We start from the raw sequence: 25,696 nt of genomic DNA, 5'->3' as shown, positions 1-25,696 counted from the left end.
CCGGACAAGCCCCTGCTGGCCTCCGCCGGCGATGACGGCACGGTGCGGTTACGAGACCTGACCAGCCTCATTGAGCTCCAAGCTCATGCCTTGAAGCGCGCATGCTCCATCACCGGCGGTGGCCTGAGCCGCGGCGAGTGGGCAATTCATGTACCGGGTCTTGAGTACGTCGACGTCTGTGGAACGTGACGTGGTTGCCGAGTTCCCGAAGAGCTTGTCTCACTCAGATGGTTAATGACCTGCGCGGTGTTGTTCAATCCTGGTGGAGGGACTGAGCCTTTCCCGGTCGTGGACAGGCTGAGCGACACGCCCACCGCAGCGGGGTGACGACGAAGAGGCAGGAAGCTTGTTCAGGGCGGCGGGGGGCAGGACGTCTGCCTCCAGCGCCTCGTTGCTGGACACCTCGAGGCGCAACGCTCCCTCGTCGAGCGCCCACTGCACGTAGCTGTTGCTGTCCGCCAACGTCAGGACGGCGTGGTCCTCTCGCCCGTCTATGACCGCCTCGATCGCCGCCCGGGTCGCCTCCGCTACTTCGTCCCACGTCTGCACAGCACCGCATCTTGCGCTACGGGGACCGGGCACTGATCTGCGACATAGGCCCGGCGGGGATGTTGCAGGACGGATGGGGAGGACCTGCGGACGGTCGCCGGAGGCCTGACATCGAGCGGATGGGAACGCCCCCGGTTCAGTTCACCTCGTGCCTGTGGGGCTGCGGCCTGCGCTGGCAGAGCGAGATCCGCGCGCGAGCGCACGTTCCTTGGGCGGTGGCGGGCAGCCAGGTCTAGACGCGTCCTGCCCGTCACCTTGACCTGTCTAGGGCTCCCGGGGATCGACGGCCGGCGAGGCTGCACGCCTTGCTTGCCGTCCGTCCGGAGGAGAACGCCGATGCCGAGTGGCCGCAGAGCGCTCCCGGCTGCTGGACGCCACGCTGCTCTACGTCGGTACCGGCCCCTCGCCGTCCAACCGCCGAGTGCTCGCCTTCGCTGAGGCCGATCGGCAGCGGCGGGTCAACCTGCGCACCGGCCGCTGCGATGGTGCAGCGAGTCGCTCCCGCACGGTCGCGGCCGACAACGGCGGCACGGCGGCTGACCCCCTGGGACATTTCCTGTCCCTGGTCTCTGGTCCTGACCAGCCGGGCCCTAACCCCTGATCTTGGACACGCTCAATCCAGTCTTGGCCTGGAGGAAGCGAGACGATCCGGACGTGGCGAGGAAGACGTACTCCGAGGAGTTCCGCCGGGACGCGGTCGAGCTGTACCGGTCGACGCCGGGAGCGACGGTGGTGGGCATCGCCGGAGACCTGGGGATCATGGACTCGACGTTGTCGGGGTGGCTGAAAGACGCCGGGTGCCGCTGCATCCGCGCCCCGGGCGGGGCTCGCCGCCGACGCCGGACGGTGAGACGCCGGCCGCTGAGCTGGCCAGGCTGCGCGCCCGGGTGGCCGAGCTGGAGGCCGCCGAGCGGAAGCTGAACGCCGAGCGGGACATCCTGCGGGCGGCAGCCAAGTATTTCGCCGGGGAGACGCGCTGGTGACCCGCTTCCAGTTCGTCGCCGACCACCGAGACGCCTTCGAGGTGAAGCGGATGTGCCGGCTGCTGGACGTGCACCGGTCGGCGTTCTACGCCTGGGAGGCCACCGCGCCGGCCCGGGCGGCTCGCGCCGCGGCCGAGGCCGAGCTCGCGCAACGGATCCGCGCGGTGCACGCCGACCACCGGGCCAACCGGGCCTACGGGGCGCCGCGGATCACCGCCGAGCTCAACGACGGCGCCCCAGACAGCGAGCGGGGTGAACCACAAGCGGGTCGCCCGCGTGATGGCCGAGCACAAGATCGCCGGGATCCGGTTGCGCCGGCCGGTGCGCACCCGATCGGCGAGCCGGCCGGTCAGCAGGTGCCCGACCTGCTCGAGCGCGACTTCACCGCCGCGGCCCCGAACGTGAAGTACGTCGGAGACATCACCTACCTGCCCTGCGGCGAGGGCATGAACCTGTATCTGGCCACGGTGATCGACTGCTACTCCCGCCGGCTGGTGGGGTGGTCGATCGCCGACCACATGCGCACCGAGCTGGTCGCTGACGCCCTGCTCGCGGCCGCCGCGACCCGCGGGAGCCTGGCCGGGGCGATCTTCCACAGCGATCACGGCGGGCAGTACAGCGCCCGGGCCTTCGCCCAGCTGTGCGACCACCTCGGCGTCGTGCGGTCGATGGGCGCGGTCGGCTACAGCGCCGACAACGCGCTGGCCGAGTCGTTCAACGCCACCCTCAAGCGGGAAACCCTGGCCGGCGCCGCCGGCTGGGACAGCCCCGCCCACGCCCGGCGAGACGTGTTCGGCTGGATCACCCGCTACAACAGCCGCCGACGGCACTCCGCCTGCGGACAGACCAGTCCCACCGTCTACGAGGCCGGCTGGGCCCCGGCTAGGCTGCCAACCGCGGCTTAGGCACCCATCACGTGTCCAAGATCAGGGGGCAAGGCACTCCCTAGGAGCAGCCGAGCGCACCCAAGGGCGGAAGCAGAGAGAGCACGAGCGTCGCCCACCGAGTTGGCCCACCAGGGCGGTATCACCAGGCGCTCGTCGGCGCTCGGCATGGGTAGCGGTTTGCGTTGACCGTCCGTGGTTTGTTCGCGACGCTGGACTGGCGCGGCGAACTCCGCTGGGAGGAGCGATGGCCAGGGTCTTCATAAGCCATTCCAGCAAGGACGCCGCGCTGGCCGCGGAGGTGCACCGGTGGCTGGTCGACGACGACCACGAGGTCTTTCTCGACCAGCACCTGTCCGACGGCCTGCTCGTCGGCGAGGAGTGGCAGCAGCGGCTGCACGAGCGGCTGCGCTGGGCCGACGCGATTCTGTGCATCCTCACCTCGCCTACATCCCCCCGGTGTAGCGCTGAGCCCGGATTTGCTCACGCGGCAGCCGGCTGTTGCGGTGCGCACCAAACCGGGAGTGCGGCATCCGCTGCTCAACTCCGCCCGTACGTGAACATGACCACCGACCCGGCCGCGTCACGGGCCGAGGCGGCCGAGACGCTGCTGCGGATCGACGCCGCGGGTCAGTACCGGCAGCTGAACTTTCCGTCGGGCCGCTGGGCAGAGATGACCACGCCTCGAACCATGCCGCGGTGTGGGTTGATCTCGAACCGCCCTCGTCGCCGCCCACGAGGCCGTACCCTGGGCCCACTCTGCAAAGCGGATCCGCGTCGAGCACGGCATCAGCCACCTGAAGAACCGGCAGGCCCTGGATCGTTACATCGGCCGACGCACCCACGGAATTTGCAAGTATCTGCGGGTGGCTCTGGGTGGGGCTCCGATCCGGGAGTTGTTCCACTCGCTAGACTGGGCGGACGCCCGCCAGGAGGGACTGATGGCTGACCTTCGTCTGTCCGGATCACAGATAGAAGACCTTGGAACCTTGCTCGGGGCCGCGTTCTCGCCGCCACGGTTCGACGAGTTCCTGCTCTACCGCCTCAATCGGCACACCTGGAACTATGCCGGTGCGAACGATGACTACCGAACCACGTTGCGACGGGTGATCCAAGAGGCGAACGCCCGGCTCTGGTGGCGTGACCTGCTGTCGGAGGCCCGCAAGGCGGCATCCGGGGATCCGGGCCTCCTCGCGTTCGGGGAGCAGTTCAGCCTATCCCCAACGACAGTTGCGGTCGACGGCGGCGGCCAACGGCCGTTACAGGGCCAGCAGCTGGAGCTGAAAATCAAGGACGCCCAGTCCACGTTCGACATCGGCACCTGGCGCAGACGACTGGGCGAGATCGAGGGACGCGTGTGCCGGGTCGAGTTCCCCGAGCTAGTGGCTAAGGGCACGGGGTTCCTGGTTGGGCCTAGCGTCGTGCTCACCAACTACCACGTTATTGAAAAGCTCCACGACGGTTCGGTGGCGCCGGCCGCGGCCGTGCTCCGATTTGATCACAAGGTGGCCGACGATGGGGTCACCGTGGAGGCGGGAACCACCTTCCGGCTGGCCGCAAACTGGCTGCTCGACTTCAGCCGCTACAGCCCACGCGACTTCGAGGTGGCACCCGCCCAGGACCCGGCGCCCGACGAGCTGGACTACGCGCTCTTGTCGGTCGACGGGACGCCCGGGGACGCGCCGGTTGGCGGTCCGACCGGCGACCCAAACCCGACGCCCCGCAAGTGGATCGAAATGCCGGCCGAGGAGCACAATTTCTCCAGCCAGCGGTCGCTCTATATCGTCCAGCACCCGGACGGGGGTCCGATGCAGGTCGCGATCGACAGCGAGGCCGTGGTCGGCCTCAACGCCAGCCGGACGCGCGTTAGGTACACCACGACTACCAAACCCGGGTCCTCCGGCTCCCCCTGCTTCGGCCCCGACTGGCAGTGGGTGGCCCTCCACCACAGCGGCGACCCGAAGTACTTGCAGGGAAAGCCGCCCGACTTCAACCAGGGGATCCCCCTTCCCGCGATTCGCCAGCTGCTCACCGCGCGGGGCAAGGACGACCTGCTCGGCGTGGGTGTATGAGCGGAGGCCCACCACCATGCCACTGATCAAGCTGACCCCCGACCAATACAAGACCCTGCGCGAGGCGCTGCTGGCGGGCTTCCCTGGCCCGGCGAAGATGACCGACCTGCTGCGGCAGCTCAACCAACAGTATGAGCGGATAACCGTCGAGCACTACACCCTCGAAGAGAACGTGGCGGCGGTAATCCGGGACGCGGAGACTAGGGACTGGCTCCCCCATCTGGTGTCCAAGGCGCGTGAGCTGGTTCCCGATCCCGCCTTCCAGCGGCTCCTTCAAGAGCTCCATCCGCTGGTCCCCGCCGCTGCCATCAGCGACTTCCAGGTCACGCGCCTGACGGGCAGCTACGTGCTCATCGACCGGGCGATTCTGCGAGCTAAGCTCGAGATCCTCAGTCAGCCGCTAGGCAAACGAATCCTGGTGGTCACGGGCGGCGACAAGACCGGGAAGTCCTACAGCGTCCAACTCATCTCCTACCTCCACCTTCGGCGAAGCCAGTTCAAGCTCGTCCCGATCGATCTTGAGGCTTACAAGCGGCTGCTCGGCCCGGAGCGGCTGATTGAGCCGATCGACCTCGCCAAGGACTTGGTACAAAAGCTGCAATACCAGGTCGAGATTCCCGATCCGCCCAGCGACGCGCAGTGGGCAAGCTGGGTGCTCGACTTCTGCAACGTCCTCGAGGCGGAGGCACTCAACGACCCCGAGCGCCGATGGATCGTAATTGACGCCTTCAACAGCGTCCCGGTGACCCAGCCGACCTTTGACCTCATCAAAGAGCTGGCGATTCGCGTCAGCACGAATTTGACTCGCTACCGGCTCGTCCTGCTCGGCTACAAGGAGTCGTTTCACCGGGTCGTCTACCCGACGCTGGCCGAGGAGCAGATCGAGGCGATCGGGAAGCGCCAGCTGGCCGAGTTCTTTGTGCAGGCCTTCGAGGAGCACGGGATCCCGCTCGAGAAGCCGCGGCTGACGGCGGCCGTCCGGCGGGTCCTCCAGGGCCTCGACCCCAAGGACGCCGACTTCCTCACCACCCTCGGGCAGCGGGCGGGCGAGGAGCTCGAGCGGGCCGCGAGCGTGGGCGGTGGCCGGTGAGCGCCGCCGGCGAGGAGGATCGTCTCGGCGCCCTAGTCGACGAGGTAGTGGCCCTACTTGAGACCGACGAGGACATGCCAAGCCCGCCGCCGCGGCCGGTCCGCGAGTACGGGCGGCTCCACGAGGCCGCGGCGGTGCTGAACTGGTTCGATCCACAGACAATCCACCCGGCGGCGGGGGCCGGAGAGCCGGAGAGCATCGACCAGCTTCTGGCCCATGCCACCCGGACGGTCGACCGGACCGGCGAGAGACGCTGGACGCTGTCGCCAGAGTTCCGCGTGGCCGTGCTTCGACAACTCCGCGAGCGCGGACGCGTCCTTGGCGCGCTGACGGCCAACAAGGAGGTTCCTGAGGGCTCACACGGGATACTTCACGACTACCTGGAGGGGAGCGCCCCGCCGTTGGATGAGCAGTCCCTCGCTCAGCTGGCCTCCAGCTACGAGGCGACCGAATGGCTCCGAGCGGCGGGCTTCGAGGGACTGCCCGGGCGTGACGCCCTGCAGCGACGCATCGACTGGCTGACGCTCCTTGAGCCTTTTGAGCATCTTGCCGGCACATCCTTCCGTGGCCGGGTCAAAGAGCTGCGGCGTCTGCGGTCCTATGCTGAGGTGCTGCCGCCGACGGACCACGGGAGCTCCGCGGCCCGCTTCGTCACCCGGGTCACCAGCCTCCACGAGAAGCCACCGCTGCTCATCTATGGCCCCGGGGGGGTCGGCAAGTCCACGCTGCTCGCGCGCTTCATCCTCGAGCACGCCCAGGCCTTAGAGCGGGACCGCTTCCCATTCGTCTACCTCGACTTCGACCGGCCCGACGTCGACGCCTCAGAGCCGCTGACGCTGCTCATCGAAGCCCTCCGGCAGCTCGCCATCGAGTACCCCCAGGCTCGCGAACGGTGCCAGCGCATCCGTGACAGCTGGACGGAGCTGCTTATCAGCGCCCAGCAGCCCGGCGGGAAGTCGCCAGGGGCGGCGACGCGAAGCATTGTCCGCACCCGGAGCACCGCCGTCCGCGACTTCGCGCGCCTGATTGACTCCCTGGGAGCCAACGACCGGCCGGTGCTCTTTGTGGTGGATACCTTCGAGGAGGTGCAATGGCGCAGCGAGGAGGATGTGGCGGCGGTCTGGACCCTGCTGGAGCAGCTCCAGCCGGTCATCAACCGGCTCCGGGTGTGCATCGCCGGGCGGGGACAGCTTCCTGGTCGTAGGACCGACGAGCTGCCCCTGGAGGGGCTCGACGAGGAGGCGGCGGTCGGCTACCTGCTCGCCCACGGTATCTCGGACCCTTCGGTCGCCCGCCGTATCGCCCGCCAGGTCGGTGGCAGCCCGATGAGCCTGAAGCTTGCGGCCGAGCTAGTCCGTGAGGAGGGACTCACCAATGGACGGCTGGACATCGCCAGCCGCGAGTTCCTCTACATCCGGGTCGACGATGGCGTTATCCAGCGGCAGCTGTACCAACGTATCCTTGGCCGCATCCGCAACCCGGATGTCCAAAAGCTCGCCCATCCGGGGCTGGTTCTCCGGCGGCTGACACCCGACCTGATCTTGGAGGCGCTGGCTGTTCCCTGCCGCCTGAATGTCCGCTCACTTGAGCAGGCCCAGGCGCTGTTCCAGGAGCTCAAGCGCGTGGTCTCGCTAGTGGTCGTGGCCAGCGACGGCGCGCTCGAGCACCGCCCGGACCTCCGGCTGCTTATGCTGCGGCTGCTCGAGGCAGAGCAGCCGGAGCAGGCACGGGCAATCCGCCAGTCGGCCGTCCGGTACTACGAGCGGCGACCGCCGGAGCCGCGCGAGCGGGCCGAGGAAATCTACCTGCGACTGGCGCTGGGGCAGGAGCCGGCGATAATCAATCCGCGCTGGATCGAGGGCGTGGAGCGACACCTGACGAACGTCCTCTCGGAGTTTTCCGGCAAACGGCGCGCCTACCTCGCTTCTCGGCTTAAGATCGAGGTGGACGAAGAGACACGCCGTCTGGCCGACCTGGAGGACTGGGAGCGGCTGGTTGAACGCAAGGCTCAGGAGCTGCTGCTGCAGGAGCAGCCCCGGGAGGCACTGGCGGAGTTAGAGGCGCGCCCCGACCGGACTCCGGCCAGTCCAGTGGTCAGCCTGCAGGCAACCGCGCTGGCCCGACTGGGCCAATGGCAGGACAGCCTGGCCGTGCTGGAGGACGGCATCGACCGCGCAATCACCCATGGGGAACGGCGGCAGGCGCTCGACCTGGCCCTCCAGCAGGCCGAGGTGACGCTTGCCTCGGCCTTAGCAGACGACACACCACGCTTGCTCTCGCGGCTCGAGTGGTTGACGGAGAGCGTGACCACTGCGGCCGACCGGCTGGACGCCGTCGCTCATCGGCTGGCGTTGGGCCGCCTCGCCCCACAGCCGGCGGCGGACGGCGTCGAGCTGCATGGCGAGCTCCGGAAGCTCTTCGATGACCTGCCCGACGAGGTCCTTGGCAATGACCCCGCGCTGGCGCACTGGGTCGGGTCGCTGTTCGGGGTGGACGACGTCCCGCGCCTCTCGCGGGTGCTCCGTACCTCAGGGCTGCCGCGGACCGACGAGTCGGCCGTGCGACGGCTGGCGTCCGCCATCGCCAGCTCCGACCTTGAGCACTCTAAGAACATCGGGAAGGACCCCGGCCTCCTCACGCGCGAGCTCGGCATCCCCATCGGCGACTCGCTCACCGCCTCATTGGGACGGTTCCTGCTCACCGCCAGCGACACGACGGTCTCGTCCGTGCTCGTTCGGCTGCTCGACGAGCACACGGCCTTCGTGACGCCCGACGTCCTTGACGCGTTTGCCAACGTGCTTCGGTCGGCGCTCGGCGTTGAGCGACCGACCACCCGGGCCGCCCGCGACAACCTGGTCGAGCTTGTCGGCCGACCTCGGTCGGCGTCGCTCCCCGCGCTCACCCTGGCCCGGTTGTCCGGCGCCCTGGTGTCAGCGTTCCGCTCCACCACCGAGCTCCGGGACTTCCTGCGCTTCCGTTTCGACCGGAGCCTCGACGCTATCTCGGCGCCAGGAAGCCTGCAGGTCGCGGTCTGGGATGTGCTCCAGTCCGCGGTCGCCGAGAATTGGGTCGAGCAGCTCGTCGTCAAGGCGAGGGAAGCCCACCCGGCCAACGTGGAACTGGCCCAGGTCGCCGAGGAGCTCGGCCTTTCGACGCTCGTTCCAGGCGACCCCGCTCTGGTCACCCAGGCGGCCGCGCTGTCGGGGATCGACCCCACCACTTGGACGAGGCGCCTGGCGGCAATTGAGGGCCAGGTCTGCCGGGTCGAGGTCGGCGACCGAGTCAGCGGCACGGGCTTCCTCGTCGGCGTCGACCTTGTGCTGACGGCTGACCACATGCTGGCGCCGGTGCACGAGGGCGGGATGCCACTGGAGGATGTGGTCCTCCGCTTCGACTACAAGACCGACCGCAGCGGCCGGGCCGTCACCTCGGGCATAGAGTTCAAGGTCGCGAGCATCCTGGCCCGCAGTGAGTACGGCAATCAGCCGGGCCGGCTGGGCTACAACTTGCTGCAAGTCGCCGGGCATCCGGGCGCGCAACCCGTCGGCGACCCCCAGGTCGAGTCGAGCGGGACCCTGCGCCGCTGGATCGAGGCGCCCGACCCGCCGCCCCGCATCGACCTGGGCGACGCGCTCGCCCTAGTCCAGCATTCCCGCGGGGGGCCGCTGAACCTGACAGTCGGTCAGGACGCGGTGGTCGGGCTGAGCCTCGACGGCACCCGCGTCTACTACGACCTCGCCAGCATGCCCGGGTCCTCCGGCGCCCCCTGCTTCACCCTCGACCTTCAGCTGGTGGCGTTCAACATCGGCCTGTCGATTGCGGACCCGGTCAACGCGCGCCGCACGTTCACCGGCATCCTGATGTCGGCGGTCCTCGGCGATCTCCGCCAGCAGGGCCACGGCGGCCTGCTCGGCGCAGTATTCGCATAAAGTGGCCCCCTCGTGAAGCCCATTAATCCGCCCGACGGTACTTCGCTGTTTACGCCAGCCAACGAGAGCGATATAGTCCTGCTCCAGGCATACTCTCGACTGACTGTAACCTCGGCTAGGAGCGCTTCCACAGCATCCCGAAAAGCTGAGAATCCCGCGCTCGTGGATAGCGTCTAGGAGGCCATTCGCGAGACCTGGCTGGAAATTTGCTTCGCCCGGCTCTCAGCCTCGGCCGCGCAAGATGATGCTCTAATGCTCCGCCCCGCCCAGATTATGACCCTGCGGCATGCTAGACACGGGCTGCTATTCGTCGAACGGTAGCTGGTCACCCAGGTGCACTCAGGTCACGGGGTCACCCATGTGAGTTGGCCTGCTTCCTGGAGGGGTCCCGGTCTGGTCGTTTCGGGCTAGTGGTTCTGCCCGTTGGAGGGTCGGGGGTCATGCGGCCTGGAGGTAGTGGGCGGATAGCCGATTGAGCAGTCGCTCAAGTGACTTGCGGCTGAGGTGCCAGTCGAAGGGCTCGGCTCTGGGGTTGTAGTGGCCCTGAATGCCAGCAGACCCTCGGCGGGGCTTCGAGGTTGGCGAAGTCGCCGAGCGTGAGCACCCTTGCGTGCGACGACGGAGCAGTAAATCTCCTCGCTCTGCTTCGACCAGCTAGTGCTCCGTTGCTGTAATTCTTGATGTCATCCCCGATCGGGGGCGACCATTCTTTATGGCCGCTCACGTGCGGACTGTGGTGGTGCCGGAGGCCGACCCGCGGGAGTTGCAGCGGCGGGCACGGGCCAAGGGGGCGCCGGCCCGAGAGGTGGAGCGGGCCCGGATCGTGCTGCTGGCCGCCGAGGGGTTGCCGGGCAAGCAGATCGCCGCGATCGTCGGGTGCGCTGAGCCGACAGTGGTCACCTGGCGGCGCCGCTACGCCGAGTCCGGCCTGGCCGGGCTGGCCGACCTGCCGCGGCCGGGCAAGCCCTCCCCGCTGCCCGAGGCGCTCCGGGACCGGGTGCTGGAGCTGACCCTGACCGAGCCGCCGACCCAGTACGGCGCCACCCACTGGTCCTCGCGGCTGCTGGCCGCGGCGCTGGCCGGCGAGGGCACGCCGATCTCGCACGCCACGGTGGCGAGGATCTGGCACCGCTTCGGCGTGCAGCCCTGGCGGACGGAGACGTTCAAGTTCTCCACCGACCCGCAGCTGGAGGGCAAGATCTGTGACGTCGTCGGGCTCTACCTGCATCCGCCGGAGAAGGCGGTGGTGCTCTGCGTGGATGAAAAGCCGCAGCTGCAGGCCCTGGAGCGGACCGCGCCGGTGCTGCCGGTCCGGCCCGGGCACCCGGAGGCGGCCAGCTTCGACTACGTCCGAGACGGCACCACGACGCTGTTCGCGGCGCTGGAGGTGGCCACCGGGCGGGGGGTCACCGAGGCCTGCACCGAGCGCCACCGGCACCAGGAGTTCCTGGCATTTCTCAAGCAGGTCGCCGCCGCCTATCCGCGCCGCGAGCTGCACGTGGTGGTCGCCAACTACGCAGGGCCGCGTCAAAGTCGTGAATGTGGCCGTGACCTGCCTGGTCCTTGTCGATCATGCTGCGTGGAGTGCCTCGGTGATCGCGGTGGGGCTCCAGGCGGCAGTGCGTTGAGCAGCGGCGATGTTGGCGTGGCCGGTCAGCCGGGCGATGTTGGTGGCGGTGTTGCGCAGCGCGGCCATGAGCTGAGGTCCGGCGCCAAGCCGGATTCGCGAGGCGTCTTCACGCTGGGTGACGTCGCGGACGTGGTGGGCGCTGTTCTCGATGGCCCAGTGCCCCTGCAACCAGTCGGCGAGGAGCCGGCAGTCGGCCCCTCGGTGGTCGAGGGAGGTGACTGCGTACACGATCTCCACCGAGGGCTTGCGTGCGCCGACGCGTCGCCGGCGAACGACCTTGATCGCCCGGCGGGCGCCGGGGAACAGCGCCTGAGCGTCGGTGCCGTCCAGGTCGATGACCTTGATCGAGCGGGACTCGGTCCGGCCATGTCCGGTTCCGCGGCGGCGGGTGCCGGGAGCCTGCGCCCACGGCAGGCACCTCAGCTCCTGGCGCAGCAGCGGCTGGTTGCCCTTGACGGTGAACAGGTAGTGCCCGCCGCGGGTGGCCGGGAAGTCCGCATGTCCCCGCTGGCAGTGCAACGCGTCCGCGGTGACCAGCACATCGGCCAGCTCTGGCAGCGCGGCCAGGGCGAGGGCGAACGCGGCGACCTCGTCTCCGCCGGGCACCGCGACCTGGGTGAGGACCAACTGGTGGGCGTGGTCGTAGACGCACACTAGCTTGGTCGGCCGACCGCCGGCCGCCGTCGAGCCGCGCAGCGTCTTGCCGTCCACGGCCAGCACGGTGCGGCACGCGGCCGCCGTCGTTCCCGCCGGCTGCTGCGCTCGGGCGCGCGCTTGGCGGCCGGTCACCCAGGTCGTCAACGCGGCTTCCACGGCGGTGATGTCGACCGCGGCCAGCACCCGGCGGAACGTGGCCGCCGACGGCGATGCGCCACAAACGCCCAGCGCCTGCGGGGCGGTTGCCGCCCACTGCGCGATCGCCACCCACGACGAGGCGCCGGCCATCACCGCCTGCGGCGCGAGCAGCAGCACCGACTGCAGACCGTGACGACGCCCCCGCCGCCGACGCGGGTCCGGGACCGCCTTGAGCGCCTGCACCAGGCCGATCGAGTCGGCCGCGGACAGCGGCCCAGGGACGGTCGCCGACGCTGGCAGCGATGCGGACAGGGAAGATGCAGACGCGGGCATGGGTCATCTCGCTGGTGGTCGACGGCGTAGAGAACCTCAGACCACCACAGGGCCCATGCCCGCCCTCATCCGCCCAGCGCAGACCCCTAACTCAACGACTTTGACGCGGCCCTGGCCAACTACGCCACCCACAAGCACCCCGCCGTTCGGGCCTGGCTCGCCCGGCACCCGCGGGTGCAGCTGCACTTCACCCCGACCTCGGGCTCCTGGCTGAACCTGGTCGAGGCGTTCTTCTCGATCATCAGCCGCCAGGCCCTGCGCCGCGGCAGCTTTCCCACCGTCGCCGACCTCACCGCCGCCATCGAGCGTTTCATCGACGCCTGGAACGACCGCTGCGCACCCTTCACCTGGACCGAAGACCCCGACACGGTCATCGCCAAGGCCACCGACCCGCGCCACCGCAAGACACAAGCGACGTCAGCCACGGAGCACTAGGGCGTCGGCCAAGGCCGTGCATCTGCCTCGGTCGGTCGCGATAGCGGGCGTGTACCAATCCACTGACCTGTGCCTCAGGGCCGCACAACGATCAGGATTTCATCAGCCGACTGGCCTTGGATCTCCACCTCGCCATTGCCCTGCCGGCTGTGTGCTCGCAATGTGACGCTACCGGGAGGCAGTCGCAGAAAGAACCGTCCTTGATCATCACAGCGGAGGCCGATCTCGGGCATGGGCACGGCGGCCGCGACGACGGCCACTAGAGCATTGGGGACGACGTCACCGTCGGCGTCGACGACCCGGCCAATCCGCCCGGTCAACTCACCCCTCGGACCAACCGCCATCTTGCCCGACCCACTCAATGAACGTGTTCAAAACCTCGGGGGTAATCCGCGGCGCTGAATTCGCGGTGATCCCCAGGGCGGCGGGCGTGCCACCGACGCCGTAGGCGTGCACCCCCACAGCGACGGGCTGACTGTCCTCGTCCTCCTGAATCCACACCGGCGCGCCGCTCTGCCCGCCATACGTGTCGATCTCATAGAACAGTCGCCGCTCACTTACTCGCAACGCACGATTGCGGCCGTGGTACTGCTCCAGGCCGTCGCCCCGGTCGCCGGGGTAGCCCGATACGTTCAGCAGAAAGCCCTGCAAATATTCTGGCGGCAGCGCGCCGACCGCGAACCAACCGACGCGCTTGCCCAAGGCCTCGTCGAGGTGGATGCAGCCTATGTCGAAGTCTGGGTCCTCAGTGGAGGTCCACTGGTCCACCGAGGAGAAACGAGTACTGGTTGCACTGCCGTAAGGGCGCGCTCCCGAGTCGCTGCCCTGGCCATTGAGTCCGGGGACCACTTCCACGCTGCTCGCCCATCCACCGAAGAAGAAGTTGCTGAACACGCAGTGTCCGGCGGTGACGACCGTCTTGGGCCCAATGAACCATCCCGTGCCGATGGCCCCTGCTCCGGTTGGTCCGCGCATCTGCAGGGCGCAGATCATTCGCCACGGATGCAGGTCAGTGTCGAGGATGCGCACGCGCTCGTCCCGGCCGATCACGGTCTCGAACGGAGAGCGAAGTGGCCCGCCTTTCCCCTTCGCTACGAGGTACCGCTGCGAGCGCGACTCCTCGCCCCTCTCCGATCCCCGGGAACCGTCGGTGACCGCCGACGCAGCCGTGCCTTCCGCGGCGAGGGACTCAAAGGGAGAGCTCGAGTGGTTCACTGACTTGAGCGCGACCATGTTCGGATTCTTACCCTCTCGGTTGTGACGTAGCAAATCACTGACGGGCGACGCCGCTAACTCTGACACACCTGCCGGACCGCCCATTGCACTTGCGAGGCGCGCAAGTACTCCTGGATACCGTGATGGTTGCCGCTGTTGTTGGTGACAATAACGTCGGTGCAGCGGTCCTCGGGGCGGTACTCCGGTCTGATCGTGTGGTCAAGCGCCACCAAATCGCGAATATCGGAGGCGTTCAGCCAAGCCTTGACCGCCGATGGCACGCGGAGAGGTTGCTCGACCAGGTCCTGCACCTCCGTGATTCCGAGCGGTGAGCCCACCGTCACGAAGAGCGGCACCTGCAGCCGCGCGCTGCTGGCCTCGGCGAGGACGTCATACGCTATAATGGAGCCGAGGCTATGCCCGACGACAACTGCCGGTCCGTCCAAGTCCTCGAGAGCGCTGCGCATCACCTGACGAATCGGCTCCCGATAGCCGCCGAAAAAGTAGGCGTGCACATCGAGGAAGGTCCGTCGCACCAGGGGCCGAAAGGCCCTGACCCGCAGGGAGCGTGGCAGTGGCAGTACCTCCTGCGGCCGGGTAACAGCCTCGTTCGGGATTTGCCCTCTAGTGAGCGCGTCCGCAGCGTAGGTCATTGCCCGGAGCCAGTCCTCAAGCCTCTTGGCAGCCCCAGACACCTCCACTGCTTCTGCCCCCGTCAGCAACTCGGCCTCCTTACGGGCACGAGCCACGGTGTCGGAGATGAAGACCTCCGGCGGGACCCCCGCTGCCGGGCCCGCCTCCACCGCCGACTCTGTCACGCCCGGCAGTGGCTGCACGTCGTCCTCGTCCTGGTCGGAATCCGCTAGGGCCGTGGGGTGACGCAGCGGGCGCCAATAGGCCATTCGCGACGCAGCGCCCATCCCCTCTCCGAAGAGGGCCTCGTCCCACTGCTCCTTGAGGACTTTCTCTTCGGGCTTATTTCCGTCGCCGTGGACGTAGATGATGACAGAATCCACCTCACACCTCCAAATTACGGGGAGCCGCGGACGACGGTCGTGGCCATGCTTACTGGTACACCGCCGCGGCGGCCGCTGTTCTGTAGGGCACGGTAAGACAGCAGCCGTCACCGCAGCGTCACTGGGCTTCCCCTCGTAGCGTGAGGACATCGCGCCTTTGAGGGAGGGCGGCGATGGTGCGGCGGTACCGGAAGTTCGACGAGGACTCCAAGGCCGGCGCGGTCCGGCTGGTGTCGGAGACCGGCAAGCCGATCGCGCAGATCGCCTGGGAGCTGGGCGTCAACGACGGCACCCTGGGCAACTGGGTCACCGCGGCCCGCCGCCAACGCGACGGCAACAACGGTCCGTTGAGCGAGGACGAGCGCGCCGAGCTGGCGCGGCTGCGGAAGGAGAACGCCGAGCTGCGGATGCAGCGTGATGTGCACCAGCGCTCGGTGGCCCTCTGGGTGACCGAGGCGATGGGCCGGTAGCCGTGGCCGCCTTCATCGCCGCCCAGAGGGAGGCCCACGGCATACCGCACGCCACCGCGTGCCGGCCACTCGGGGTCAGCCCGGCCTGGTTCTACAAGTGGCGCCACGGCGACGCCTCCGCCCAGCACACCCGGCGGGCCCGGCGGGGCATCGAGGTCGCCCGGCTGTTCGCCGCGCACCAGGGTCGCTACGGCGCCCCGCCGATCACCGCCGATCTGCGCGCGGCCGGCGAGCGGGTCAGCGAGAACACCGTCGCCGCGCTGCTCGCCGAGCAGGGCCTGGTCGCCCGCCCCAAGCGGCGGCGCAAGAGCACCACCCGGCCCGGGCGCCGCGACCGGCGGGCGCCGGACCTGATCGGCCGGGACTTCGCCGCCGATCAGCTCAACTGCAAGTGGTACGGCGACGGCACCGAGATCGCCATCGGCGAGGGCAAGCTGTATCTGGACAGCGTGCTGGACATGGGCTCGCGGCGGATCGTCGGCTTCGCCCTCGGCGAGCACCACGACGCGGCACTGGCCTACGCGGCGCTGGCGATGGCGATCGCGGTGCGCGGCGGCGCCGAGGCGGTCGCCGGGGTCATTTTCCACACCGACCAGGGCAGCGAGTACACCGCCGGCGCCTTCCAGGCGGCCTGCACCCGGCTGGGGGTGCGCCAGTCGGGCCGGGTCGGCTCGGCGCTGGACAACGCGGTCATCGAGTCCTGGCACTCCACGCTGGAGTTCGAGCTGCGCCGCGACGCCCGCTTCGCCACCCGCGCCCAGGCCCGCCGGGCGGTGGTCGACTGGATCGAGACCTACAACCACGACCGGCGCCACTCGGCGCTGGGCATGCGGTCCCCGATCGCCCACGAACAGGCCCTGCTGGAGCAGGCGGCATGACCGGCCGGCTTCCGCGGCTCGAGGATGGCGGCGTCCTCGCCGGGGTCAAGGCCAAGTCCGTGCGGACGGGCCTGCGGCCCGGCCTTGACCCTCACTGCGGGCGCCGCCCCCAAGCGGCTACCGAAAGCCCAGACCCTAGATCCACAACATGGCAAGATCGGAAACGACCAATCTCAGGTCTCTACGGTTTCAGGGGATTGCCGTCACATCGTGGTCACGGACATTCGGGAGGTTGAGGTGTGCCGACTGGCGTGGACCTCAATCGGCCTTTCCGGCAGAGAGCGTCGGGCAGGTCAGGTGCGACATGCTGTCGGCGGGGGATGATCAGGACAAGCGCAGGACCTCGGTGGAAGCAACGTGTTCGCGCGGATGTCCAGCCACCGGGGTCAATCTTGGCAACCCGCTTTGACAGCCGACAGGCGAAGACGTTCAGCGTGTCGCGCGTCAGACTCCCCTGACAGGGCCCGTTGCTTGGGGGCCTGACCTGGCAAGGAATCTGATCGTCATGGCGAGACCGCCGGCGTTGCCGGCTGAGGAGAAGGTCCGGATCGTGCTGTGGATCCTGGCCGGTGAGGTCACCGTCGCCGAGGCCGCGCGGCGGGCGAAGGTGTCCGAGCAGTCGGTCGGCAACTGGAAGCGGCAGCTTCTGGAGGCCGGCCGGGCCAGCCTGGTGGCCGGCAAGTCCGGGCCCTCGACCCGTGAGGCGCAGCTGGAGGCCGAGGTCGCCGAGCTCACCGAGGCTCTCGGTGAGGCCGCGGTCGAGCTGCGGGTGTGGAAGAAGTCCGCCGAGGGTCGCCTGGGCCCTTGGCGGACCTCGAGGTGATCCGCATCCAGGCGGGCATGCCGACCACGAGGTTCTGCTCGCTGATCGGCGTGCCCGAGCGCACCTGGCGCCGCCGTCAGGCTCGCGCCCGGACCGACCGCCCGACGCGGGGCCCGTGGCCGCGACCGGCTCGCGAACGCGTCCGCGAGGCGGCCCGCCTCCTACACGCGCTGGCCCACCCTGGGTGAGGTCACCGCGAGGTGTGGGCGATGTGCCGCCACGACGGGCACCGGGTCTCCTCCGCCACCGTGCTGCCCCTGCTGCGCGAGGAGGGGCTGCTGCTGGAGGCCAGCTACCAGCGGGAACGCCGCCCGCTGGCCGCCCGGCGCAAGGCCGCGTTCGCCACCGAGCTGACCAGGCCCAATAAGGCGTTGCAGGTGGACTTCTCCGAGTTCGAGACCACCGCCGGCAGCACGTGGCGGCTGGCCGGCTGCCGGGACTACTGAAGCAAGTACGAGCTGGGCTGGCACGTGGCACCCGCGGCCAACTCCCACGACGCGATCGCCACGGTCGAGCTGGCCCTGACCGAGGCCGCCCGCTGATCGACCTGGCCGAGCGCGACGCCGAGGACAACGTGGTTCCGCTGGTTACCATCGTGACCGACAACGGCGGGCCGTTCCGGTCGTGCCGGTTCGAGGCGTTCATCGCCACCCATCCCGAGCTGCGGCACGTGCGCACCCGGGTCAAGACACCCGGGCAGAACGGCTCACGCGAGCGCGGATTCGGCTCGCTGAAGTACGAGAAGCTGTTCCTCGAAGAAATTGCCGACGCCCTGGACTTGGTCGCCCACGCCGAGGACTACCGCGTCGAGTACAACACCGTCCGCCCGCACGAGGCGCTGGCCTGAAACCGCCCCAGAGACGTCCACCTCGGCCTGGCCGACCCGCTGCTCCCCGACTTTCCCCAGACCGAAGACCTGCCAGCTGCTTGCCGCGGGACAAGCGCGTTCGGCGGCTGATCTCCCTGCGTGAAAAGGGTGGAAACTCAGACTTGTTGACCACCTTGAGCAGACCGATGACTTCGAGGACACGCTCATCGTCGACATCGCGCCCGGCGATGGCACGAGCCTTCCGAAGGCCTGGGCAATCTGAAACTGGGCGCTGCCCAGAGCGACCCGTGACTACGACCCCGACCGCCAGGCCACCGATCAATGACAAAAGGTCGCAGCCGGTGAATGGCGCGTTGAGGTGCCCATGCCCCGGTGTTCCACAGCCTCGTCGGCAAAGACGCCGTCCTGGTCCTCACAGTCACACCCAGATGACCACCGCTCCACTCAGCACCGGGAGACGGGCGTTGCAGCCCGGATCCGAAATCCCGGCGTGACGCTCTCTCGTCACCGGGTTCTTATCATCCTCATCGTCAGGTGGTGGTGACCTAGTAGTGCTTCGTTAGGTCGGCGCTCGGGCGTGGGCGTCGATCTGTTGTCCGCACACGATGCAGGTGCCGGTCCAGGTCGCGAGCAGGGCCTGCAGCTGGTGCAGGACCGCGTAGAGGCTCAGGCCGGCGCAGCCGCTTTTGGGTCGCTGCGCAGTTCGGTGAGGAACAGCTGGGCGACGGTGACCAAGGTGACGTGCCGGTGCCAGCCGGTGAAGGTGCGGCCCTCGAAGTGGTCCAGGCCGAGGCCGGTTTTCAGCTCGCGGTAGTCGTGCTCGATCCGCCAGCGGATCTTGGCCAGCCGGACCAGCTCGGCCAACTCGATGGTCGTCGGCAGCGTCGAGAGCCAGTAGTCGGTGGGCTCGGCGGCCTCGGGCGGCCACTCGGCCAGCAGCCACACCGCCGGCAGGGAGCCGTCGGCGGCCAGCCGCCCGGTCGGGCGGCGTCCGGCCGGGCGGACCCGCAGCGCCAGGAACTGGGAGGTCATCGATCCGCGGGAGCCCTCGCGCCAGCAGACCTCGACCGCGGCGTGCCGTCCGGCGGCCAACACGTGCTCGCGCACGGCGACCTGGCGCGTCCGGTAGCGGGGCTTGGGGTGGGGGCCGAGCCCGGAGTAGGCGACCAGCTCGGGCAGCGCGTCATCGGCGTGGGCGGTCAGGTCGCCGGCGACCTGGACGACGTAGGGCCAGCCGCGGGTAGCGAGCTGCTCGCGGAAGGCGGCGGTGGTGCCGTAGCCGGCGTCGGTGACCACCACCGGCGGGGCCAAACTCCAGCCGGCCAGCTCGTCGAGCATCTCCAGGGCCAGCCGCCACTTCTCCCGGTGCCGCTGCTCCTCCGGGATGCCGGCGCGGGCCCGCCGCCCCCGGATCGCTGAGGCCTGCCCCTCGGCGATGGCCTCGGCGTCGTCCCAGCTCGCCGGCAGGAACAGCCGCCAGTTCAACGGGCAGGACGCGGTGTCGGTCACCGCCGAGACCGAGACCCCGATCTGGCAGTTGCCGACCTTGCCCAGCGTGCCGGAGTACTGCCGGGCCACCCCTGGCGAGGCGACTCCGTCCTTGACGAAGCCGGTGTCATCGACCGCCCACGCCTCCGGGGCGATCACCTCGATCGCGCGACGGGCCAGCCGCTCGCGCACCGGCTCCACCGCCCAGGTCGACGACGTGACGAACTGCTGCAACCCCTGCTCGTCCACCCCGAGCCGCTCGGCCATCGGCTGCATCGACTTGCGCCGCCCGTCCAGCAGCAACCCGCGCACATAGGTCGCGCCCTTGTTCCGCTGATCACGACGCATCAGCGGCGCGAACATCTCCGCCGCGAACTCCTCCAACCACCCCCGCACGGCGGCCAGCTCCCCCGGAGTCATGCCCAATCGCAGCGCGCGAACGCAGCTCAGACAAGAGCTAACGAAGTACTACTAGTCCAACGAGCCACTCCAGTAGCGGGCGCCTGGCAGGTCAGGGTGGACACGCCGCTCGCCGACGCAGGTTGTCAGCGGTTGAGCGCTCAGACCGCCGGTGCGGTCCTCACGCTACGGCCGGCCCGGCGGAAGAAGTAGCTGCCGGTCCTGCCCGCCCTCGGCGCGGCGCACGAGGCCGAATGCCAGGACCACTCGGCCAAGCGGATCCGCGTCGAGCACCGCCGGGGGGTGATTGCGCGGGTCGGTTGTAGGAGACGCCGTCACAGGCCGATGGCGAGCCGTGCGGTGTATCCCGTCATCACCAGCCAGAACAACCCGGTGAAGCCGCGTTCCCCGAGCCGGGAATTCAGCCGTCGGCCGCTCAAGGTGGCGGCGAACATGAGCGGCACCGCGGCCAGCGCCAGAAGGTAGGCGCTGGCCGGGATCAGCGCGGCCTCTGTCCAGATTGCGGTCTTGGTCGCATCCCCGACTAGGGACGCCACCGAGAGGGCTCCAACCAGGTGTAGGCGGTCAAGGTCGAGGCTCCGGACGGCGAGGCCCTTCAGCGGCCCGGACGTTCCGCTGAAGCCGGACGTTGCACCCGATAGGAGGGCCAGCAGGGGAGCGCCGAACCGGCGACGCAGGCCAGACAGGTCGAATCGCTCGGCGACGAATGCGACGATGAACGTCACAATCACGGCGATTGTCACGAGTTTCTCAGGAGCGGCGACGAAGAGTAGGGCTCCTAGCGCGGTGCCCACGGCGATGATGATCGTGATCAGCGCGGCGCGACGCCACGGGATCGTCTTGCGGTAGGCCCATACCTTCACGATGTTGTTGGCCGCGAGCAGGAGCGCCGCCAGTGCCGTTCCGGACTTGGTCCCCAGCACCAGGGCCAGTGCCGGGACGAGGATGAGACTGCCACCGAATCCGGCGGAGGCCGAAACGGTGAAGGCGATCACCACGGCGGCCAAGACGGCGATGAGGAGCAGACCATCCATCTGTGAAAGGCTGGCAGCCCGGCGTCACCGAAACGTCACTCCGGTGTCACGGACCGGCCTGGACATCCGGAGGTGACCAACTCCGAGCATCAGCGACACGCCACCACCACACTGGACGTGGCCATCGGGCGGGTCGCCGACGCCTGCATCAACCGCCACCATCATCGGGGATCCCCTGGCCTCCTCAGTACTACAACGGCACTTCTGTGTGTCAGCGCCTCTGATTTCAGGTCTCGGCGGCGTGTCCAGCGTTCTGCGCGGTGTGTAGTCCCATGAATCATGCGATCGGCCCAGCACGTCAGAGAAGTGCCGTTGCAGCATTGGAGCTTGGCTCATGTGGGAATTTTCTTGTAGCAGGTTAGCGTGGCGGCCAGGGTGAGGAATGTGGTGAACAGCCGGGCGGAACGTTCATAGCGAGCGGTCAGCCGGCGATGTCCGGTCAGCCAGGCCAAGGAGCGTTCGGCGCTACAGCGGTGGCGGCCCAGCCGGGTGGAGGTCTCCACGCCGCGCCGGGCGATGCGCGGAGTCATCTGGCGCGCGCAACCATGCTCGGAGGTAGTCGTAGTCGTAGCCCTTGTCGGCGTGCAGCTTGGCCGGCCGGCGCCGGCGGGGCCCACGCCGGGAGCGCACGGCGGGGGGCCTGCACCAGCGGCGTGAGCGCGAGGCTGTCGTGGGTGTTGGCCGCGCTGACCGCCACGGCCAATGGCAGTCCCCCGGCGTCGGTGAGCACGTGCAGCTTGGAGCCGGGTTTGCCACGGTCGTCCGGGTTCGGCCCGGTCGGCGCGCCCCCTTATCTGTGAGGGACCCCCGCTCAATTGGGTCCGTTCTTCGGCCAGGGGCAGCGGGCCAAGAACGGCCCGGCGTTGGCCGGGCACGGCGCCGCAGCGGTCCGCGAGGCGATCGCGGCGACGATCACGACGCTGCCCGAGCAGCTGCGCCGGTCACTGACCTGGGACCGGGGCGCCGAGCTGGCCCAGCACGCCCGGCTGCACCTCGACAGCGGCCTGGCAATCTACTTCTGCGACCCGCACAGCCCCTGGCAGCGCGGCACGAATGAGAACACCAACGGCCTGCTGCGGCAGTACTTCCCCAAGGGCACCGACCTGAGCAGGCACACCCGCGACGACCTCGAGGCGGTGGCCGCGGCGCTGAACGGCAGACCCGCGACGTAGACAAAGCCCGACCAGGTGACGACGTAGGTCAGGTCGGCCACCCACAGCCGGTTCGGCGCCGACGCGACGAACTTGCGGTCGACTCGGTCCGGTGCGGCCTCGGCGCTCGGGTCGGACCGGGTGATCGAGAACGACCGCTTGCGTCGGTGGTAGCCAACGATCTCTGCCCTCCGCGCCTACCCCCCTAATTCAAGGCGTGAGGAAGGTGACGGGTGATGCTGTCGTGACGATCCGGTGACGGGGCATCTGGGATCGTCATCCTGAACGGGCAGTGGACGTTCCTCGCCGCGGCCGCTTCCCTTGACCATCGCGCTTCGGTGCGACGGGCGTAGCTGCCGACCGAGTGGCTGTAGATATGGCTTCAGTTGACGTCGATGAGAGGGCCATGAGCTGAGGCAGCTGGTTAAGAGACCGGCGGGAGGGAGGAGTCCCAGTCGTTCGACGGATTAATCTGACCGAGAACAGAGAAGGGATCAGGAGAATGGGTGCAGCCATCCGACAGTTGTTCGCGGTCGGCAATGGAGATGCCACCGCTACGGTCACCATGGACCTGGGATCACCTCAAACTTTCTTGGCCTGGGGTGCAATTACGTGGATTGACAGCACCGCGACCTTCGACCGCGACAACGCGGTTGGCATCGACATAACGCACGTCGACGGAGTCCGAACCGGCACGGCACTCCAAGGAGGAGATCACCTCGGAGACCCAGGCGCGCTCAAGAATTTGCATCAGGGAGCCGTCTTCCGGTTCGGGCGAACTGTGACCTTTAGGCTACGAGCCTTCCACGGGGAGGACCTCAACGCCCTCGGATACGGAATCGCCATCACAAACCCTTGACAGGAGGAGTCGCATGCCCAAGTACTACGTGTACGACACCGAGACAGGTGAGGTCGTCCACTCCCACGAGGTTTACGACGTGACATCAGGCCAGAGTATGCCCTGCTCGTCGGAGGAGGTGCTGGCGGTCGTGGACGAGTCGCTGAGAGACCGCAGCTTGGACGTCGTCGAAGCGAACGTGGATCGGCCGTCCGCGGGGCACCTTCTGCGAGTGGACACGACGTCAGGAGCAGTCGTCCAGGAACCGCGGTCCGAGTAGCGGGAATGTTCGGAGCCGGGGACTCGGGTTTCGGGTCCCCGGCTCCACGACTCCAGTGCGTTGCCTCCACGACTCCAGTGCATCTTCAATGCGAGCTAGGTTGGCTACCTAAGCATTTGACGCCGTGGTGGCGATCGACCATGCCAAAGTTGCTGTTCGTCCGTCCGCCGTTCGACGCGGTCGAGGAGCATACGATCCGCAAGCAGGCCGGAGCGCGGCACGCCCCGACGGATTGGATCCGGCGAGCATAGATGATCGCCCTGCCCTGGGACGAGCTGCAGGGCCTCGTCAAGTCGTCAAGGGTTTTGGGCTGAGCTTGCACATTGACGGGTGATTACGTCACGTCAAGAGCGTCGGTGACGGCGTTGGGTGCCAGGCGGCAGCGCGCTGGGCGGCGGCGATGTTGGCGTGCCCGTTCAGGCGGGCGATGTTGTTCGCGGTGTTGCGCAGCCCGCCATGATCTGCGGGCCGTGGCCGGTCGGGATCCGCGAGGCGTCTTCACGTTGAATGACATCTCGGACCTGGTGAACCCGGTTCTCGACTCCCACTGCCCCCGCGGCCAGGCGGCAAGCAGGCCGAGGTCGGCGGCGCGGTGGTCCAGCGAGGTGAGGGCGTAGACGGTCTCGACCGATCGCCGTCCGCCGGCGGTGGTGAGTCGGCGGACGACCTTGATCGCTTGGCGGGCCTCGGGGAGCAGTTGCGGGATCCCCGTGCCGTCTCAGTCGATGACCTTGATCGAGCGGGACTCGGCGCGGCTATGGCCGCGTTCCCGTCGCCGCGATTCCAGAGCGGCGGCCAAGGCAGCCGGCGTACCACCGTGCGCATGGGGGGTTGGTTGGCCTTGACGGTGAATAGGTGGTGCGCACCGTGGGTGGCCAGGAAGTCCGCGTGTCCGCGTTGGCAAGGCAGCGAGTCCGCGGTGATCAGGCCTCCGGCCGGGTGTCCCGTACCGGCTTCAGTGGAGGCTCGGAACTGACGCGGCGACGGTAGTCGCCACGGTGTTGTGCCGGTAGAGGACGTCCTCGTGCTCGGCCGGTGGGATCAGGCCGATCTCGCCATGCAGCCGGCGGTGGTTGAACCAGTCGATGTACTCGGCCACGGCGATCTCGAGGTCGTCGATGCCCTTCCACGGCCCCTTGTTGCGGACCAGCTCGGCCTTGAACAGCGAGTTGAACGCCTCGGCCAGCGCGTTGAAGCTCCTATAGCTGTCAAGCGGCGCGGAGGTCGGTCGAGTCGGGGTTCGTGACGGGCACTGGGTCGATGTCGGAAGGTGGCAGTCGTCGGTAGATCTCGCGGGCGAGGTAGCGCTTGAGGCAGCGGATGATTTCCCGCTTGGACAGGCCCTCGGCGGTGCGGCGGGTGACGTAGTCGATGGTCGGCTGGTGCCAGCGCATGCGGACGATGACCGCCCGGTAGAGGGCGGCGTTGGCCTGCCGGTTGCCGCCACGGTAGAGGCGGTGGCGGCTGTTGGTGCGCCCGGAGCCGGCGGGGATGGGGCAGGCGCCGCACATCTTGGCGAAGGCGGCTTCGGAGCGCACTCGGTCACTGTTGTCGCCGGCGGTGACGAGCAGCTCGGCGGCGATGTCGAAGCCGACGCCGACCAGCTCGAGCATCCGCGGGGCGGCGGCCTGCGTGAGCTGCTTGAGGTGGCGGCTGTGCGCGGCGATCTCCTCGTGCAGCGCCAGCCACCGGCGGGCCAGTGAGGCCAGCACGTGGCGCATCGCCGCGTCCGGTCCGCGCAGGTCGCCCGCCGGGTCGAGCGCCGCGCAGGCGGCGATGAGCTTGGCGTCGGTGAGCGGTTCCAGGCGGGCGCGCAGCTCCTCCTCGGCGGTGACCAGCGTGGCCTTGAGCGCGATCATGGCGGCGGTGCGGGCCTTGACCGCGGTGTCCCGAGCGATCTTGAGCAACCGCAGCGACTCGCTCTGCCCGTTGGCGGTCTTGGGGACCGCGAGGGTGAGCCCGGCGAGGACCTGGCGGGCGGCGTGTTCGGCGTCGATGAGGTCGCTCTTGCCCGACAGCCGCCGCTCTCCCTTACGCGGAGGCCGGTTGACCTCGTGCACCTGCTGTCCGTGCCGGCGCAGGTAGCGGGCGATCCCCGCCCCGTAGGAGCCGGTGCCCTCCACGCCGAAGCCCACCAGCCGCCCGGCCGGCCCGACGTGCCCGCGGGCGAGAGTCAACACCTGGGCAAATCCGGCCGCGGTGGCCGGCAGCATCAGCTCGGCGAGCCTGCCGCCGTGCCCGTCCAGCAGCACCGCGGCGTGTTCGTCCTTGTGTGTGTCCACGCCGACGACGACATCGTCGGCGCGCAGGGTCATCCTGGTCATGGCCGAGGTCTCCTCACAGATCGCGGTCGCATCCCGCTGGTCGGGCGGGACGGACAGGACTGCGATGGGACCTGCTGCGATCAGGCTCCTATCAGGTCACGGCCGCCCGGCCAGTGGTCCGGGGGTCGCTGCAACGGCGGTCGACACGTCAACGCGAAGGCACCCACAGGGCCGGTCGTAACAGGGGTCAGACCGCCGCCGCAGCGACCCCTTCATGCTCACAGTCGTAG

The 25,696-nt window shown here is 68.7% G+C and carries 22 protein-coding genes and 5 pseudogenes; 16 read left to right on the top strand and 11 right to left on the bottom strand.

What is annotated here, in order from left to right:
- On the top strand, window positions 1–189 hold a 189-nt coding region (locus BLW63_RS27610; RefSeq protein WP_211517296.1), incomplete at its 5' end, for a hypothetical protein.
- Between the two features lie 950 nt (window positions 190–1,139).
- Here the strand turns inward: BLW63_RS27610 and BLW63_RS28370 are convergent.
- Window positions 1,140–1,289 carry a hypothetical protein gene (locus tag BLW63_RS28370; protein ID WP_244522800.1) on the bottom strand — a complete coding sequence of 50 codons (150 nt, stop codon included), beginning with the start codon at window positions 1,287–1,289 and terminating at the stop codon, window positions 1,140–1,142.
- Here BLW63_RS28370 and BLW63_RS28365 point away from each other — a divergent pair.
- Entirely contained in the window at window positions 1,252–1,470 is a 219-nt protein-coding gene (locus BLW63_RS28365; protein ID WP_244522799.1) for a hypothetical protein, read from the top strand. The genes BLW63_RS28370 and BLW63_RS28365 overlap by 38 nt on opposite strands.
- Window positions 1,471–1,528: 58 nt before the next feature.
- Complete coding sequence (locus BLW63_RS24960; protein WP_244522798.1) at window positions 1,529–2,437, top strand: IS3 family transposase; 909 nt, start codon at window positions 1,529–1,531, stop codon at window positions 2,435–2,437.
- Window positions 2,438–2,558: 121 nt separating this feature from the next.
- On the opposite strand, the gene BLW63_RS28360 is transcribed toward BLW63_RS24960, so the two are convergent.
- The gene (locus BLW63_RS28360; RefSeq protein ID WP_244522797.1) at window positions 2,559–2,816 is read right to left on the bottom strand and encodes a hypothetical protein; all 258 of its coding nucleotides are present in this window, start codon (window positions 2,814–2,816) and stop codon (window positions 2,559–2,561) included.
- On the opposite strand from BLW63_RS28360, the gene BLW63_RS29170 reads away from it, so the two are divergent.
- The 5 genes and pseudogenes from BLW63_RS29170 to BLW63_RS24935 all read left to right on the top strand — a co-directional run.
- Window positions 2,718–3,365, top strand: coding sequence for a toll/interleukin-1 receptor domain-containing protein (locus BLW63_RS29170; RefSeq protein ID WP_425284261.1), 648 nt, complete (start codon window positions 2,718–2,720; stop codon window positions 3,363–3,365). The two genes, BLW63_RS28360 and BLW63_RS29170, sit on opposite strands and share 99 nt — an antisense overlap.
- Complete coding sequence (locus tag BLW63_RS24950; protein ID WP_091162217.1) at window positions 3,358–4,488, top strand: trypsin-like peptidase domain-containing protein; 1,131 nt, start codon at window positions 3,358–3,360, stop codon at window positions 4,486–4,488. Before BLW63_RS29170 ends, BLW63_RS24950 begins: the two co-directional genes overlap by 8 nt.
- Before the next feature lie 16 nt (window positions 4,489–4,504).
- The gene (locus BLW63_RS24945; protein WP_139263809.1) at window positions 4,505–5,578 is read left to right on the top strand and encodes an effector-associated domain EAD1-containing protein; all 1,074 of its coding nucleotides are present in this window, start codon (window positions 4,505–4,507) and stop codon (window positions 5,576–5,578) included.
- Window positions 5,575–9,507 (top strand): effector-associated domain EAD1-containing protein, encoded by a 3,933-nt coding sequence (locus BLW63_RS24940; RefSeq protein ID WP_091162213.1) that lies wholly within the window; start codon window positions 5,575–5,577, stop codon window positions 9,505–9,507. Before BLW63_RS24945 ends, BLW63_RS24940 begins: the two co-directional genes overlap by 4 nt.
- 712 nt (window positions 9,508–10,219) lie before the next feature.
- Window positions 10,220–11,008 (top strand): annotated as a pseudogene (locus BLW63_RS24935) (IS630 family transposase); the annotation flags it as partial.
- Window positions 11,009–11,077: 69 nt separating this feature from the next.
- Here BLW63_RS24935 and BLW63_RS29165 read toward each other — a convergent pair.
- Complete coding sequence (locus BLW63_RS29165; protein ID WP_091162211.1) at window positions 11,078–12,265, bottom strand: ISAs1 family transposase; 1,188 nt, start codon at window positions 12,263–12,265, stop codon at window positions 11,078–11,080.
- Window positions 12,266–12,382: 117 nt separating this feature from the next.
- On the opposite strand from BLW63_RS29165, the pseudogene BLW63_RS24925 reads away from it, so the two are divergent.
- Window positions 12,383–12,700, top strand: a pseudogene (locus tag BLW63_RS24925) (transposase); the annotation flags it as partial.
- 74 nt (window positions 12,701–12,774) lie between these two features.
- Here the strand turns inward: BLW63_RS24925 and BLW63_RS29160 are convergent.
- From BLW63_RS29160 to BLW63_RS24915, 3 genes are all read right to left on the bottom strand, one after another.
- Complete coding sequence (locus tag BLW63_RS29160) at window positions 12,775–13,044, bottom strand: carboxypeptidase regulatory-like domain-containing protein (protein ID WP_139263807.1); 270 nt, start codon at window positions 13,042–13,044, stop codon at window positions 12,775–12,777.
- Window positions 13,022–13,750 (bottom strand): trypsin-like serine peptidase, encoded by a 729-nt coding sequence (locus BLW63_RS24920; RefSeq protein ID WP_170856969.1) that lies wholly within the window; start codon window positions 13,748–13,750, stop codon window positions 13,022–13,024. Before BLW63_RS24920 ends, BLW63_RS29160 begins: the two co-directional genes overlap by 23 nt.
- Before the next feature lie 239 nt (window positions 13,751–13,989).
- A complete protein-coding gene (locus BLW63_RS24915; protein WP_091162207.1) occupies window positions 13,990–14,931 on the bottom strand; it encodes an alpha/beta hydrolase family protein in 942 nt (313 codons plus the stop codon).
- 173 nt (window positions 14,932–15,104) lie between these two features.
- Between BLW63_RS24915 and BLW63_RS24910 the strand changes: the two genes are divergently transcribed.
- The 5 genes from BLW63_RS24910 (at window position 15,105) to BLW63_RS27600 (ending at window position 17,949) form a co-directional block, all read left to right on the top strand.
- A complete protein-coding gene (locus BLW63_RS24910; RefSeq protein ID WP_091162206.1) occupies window positions 15,105–15,401 on the top strand; it encodes a transposase in 297 nt (98 codons plus the stop codon).
- Between the two features lie 2 nt (window positions 15,402–15,403).
- Window positions 15,404–16,279, top strand: a complete 876-nt coding sequence (locus tag BLW63_RS24905; RefSeq protein WP_211517295.1) for an IS3 family transposase — start codon at window positions 15,404–15,406, stop codon at window positions 16,277–16,279.
- Window positions 16,280–16,784: 505 nt separating this feature from the next.
- Complete coding sequence (locus tag BLW63_RS24900; protein ID WP_091162202.1) at window positions 16,785–17,102, top strand: helix-turn-helix domain-containing protein; 318 nt, start codon at window positions 16,785–16,787, stop codon at window positions 17,100–17,102.
- 209 nt (window positions 17,103–17,311) lie between these two features.
- A complete protein-coding gene (locus BLW63_RS27605) occupies window positions 17,312–17,548 on the top strand; it encodes a hypothetical protein (RefSeq protein ID WP_211517294.1) in 237 nt (78 codons plus the stop codon).
- Window positions 17,549–17,676: 128 nt separating this feature from the next.
- Window positions 17,677–17,949, top strand: coding sequence for an integrase core domain-containing protein (locus tag BLW63_RS27600; RefSeq protein ID WP_211517293.1), 273 nt, complete (start codon window positions 17,677–17,679; stop codon window positions 17,947–17,949).
- Between the two features lie 648 nt (window positions 17,950–18,597).
- On the opposite strand, the gene BLW63_RS24890 is transcribed toward BLW63_RS27600, so the two are convergent.
- The 3 genes and pseudogenes from BLW63_RS24890 to BLW63_RS28350 all read right to left on the bottom strand — a co-directional run.
- Window positions 18,598–19,839: an IS701 family transposase gene (locus BLW63_RS24890; protein WP_139263805.1), complete on the bottom strand. Its 1,242-nt coding sequence runs from the start codon at window positions 19,837–19,839 to the stop codon at window positions 18,598–18,600.
- Window positions 19,840–20,153: 314 nt separating this feature from the next.
- A complete protein-coding gene (locus BLW63_RS24880; RefSeq protein WP_091162198.1) occupies window positions 20,154–20,873 on the bottom strand; it encodes a sulfite exporter TauE/SafE family protein in 720 nt (239 codons plus the stop codon).
- A gap of 332 nt (window positions 20,874–21,205) precedes the next feature.
- Window positions 21,206–21,663: pseudogene (locus tag BLW63_RS28350) on the bottom strand (IS5 family transposase); the annotation flags it as partial.
- A 46-nt stretch (window positions 21,664–21,709) separates the two neighbouring features.
- Between BLW63_RS28350 and BLW63_RS24875 the strand changes: the two are divergent.
- Window positions 21,710–22,045: pseudogene (locus BLW63_RS24875) on the top strand (IS30 family transposase); the annotation flags it as partial.
- Between the two features lie 851 nt (window positions 22,046–22,896).
- Window positions 22,897–23,142, top strand: coding sequence for a hypothetical protein (locus tag BLW63_RS24870; protein ID WP_091162196.1), 246 nt, complete (start codon window positions 22,897–22,899; stop codon window positions 23,140–23,142).
- A 1,021-nt stretch (window positions 23,143–24,163) separates the two neighbouring features.
- Here BLW63_RS24870 and BLW63_RS28345 read toward each other — a convergent pair.
- Both BLW63_RS28345 and BLW63_RS24855 read right to left on the bottom strand, forming a co-directional pair.
- Window positions 24,164–24,352: pseudogene (locus BLW63_RS28345) on the bottom strand (IS3 family transposase); the annotation flags it as partial.
- Window positions 24,351–25,466, bottom strand: a complete 1,116-nt coding sequence (locus BLW63_RS24855; RefSeq protein WP_091159631.1) for an IS110 family RNA-guided transposase — start codon at window positions 25,464–25,466, stop codon at window positions 24,351–24,353. The gene BLW63_RS24855 and the pseudogene BLW63_RS28345, both read right to left, overlap by 2 nt.
- Window positions 25,467–25,696: the final 230 nt, after the last annotated feature.

Source organism: Geodermatophilus africanus (assembly GCF_900107105.1).
Classification (GTDB): Bacteria; Actinomycetota; Actinomycetes; order Mycobacteriales; family Geodermatophilaceae; genus Geodermatophilus; species Geodermatophilus africanus.
Note: the sequence above shows the minus strand (reverse complement) of the source record. Positions and strands in the feature narration are given on the sequence as shown.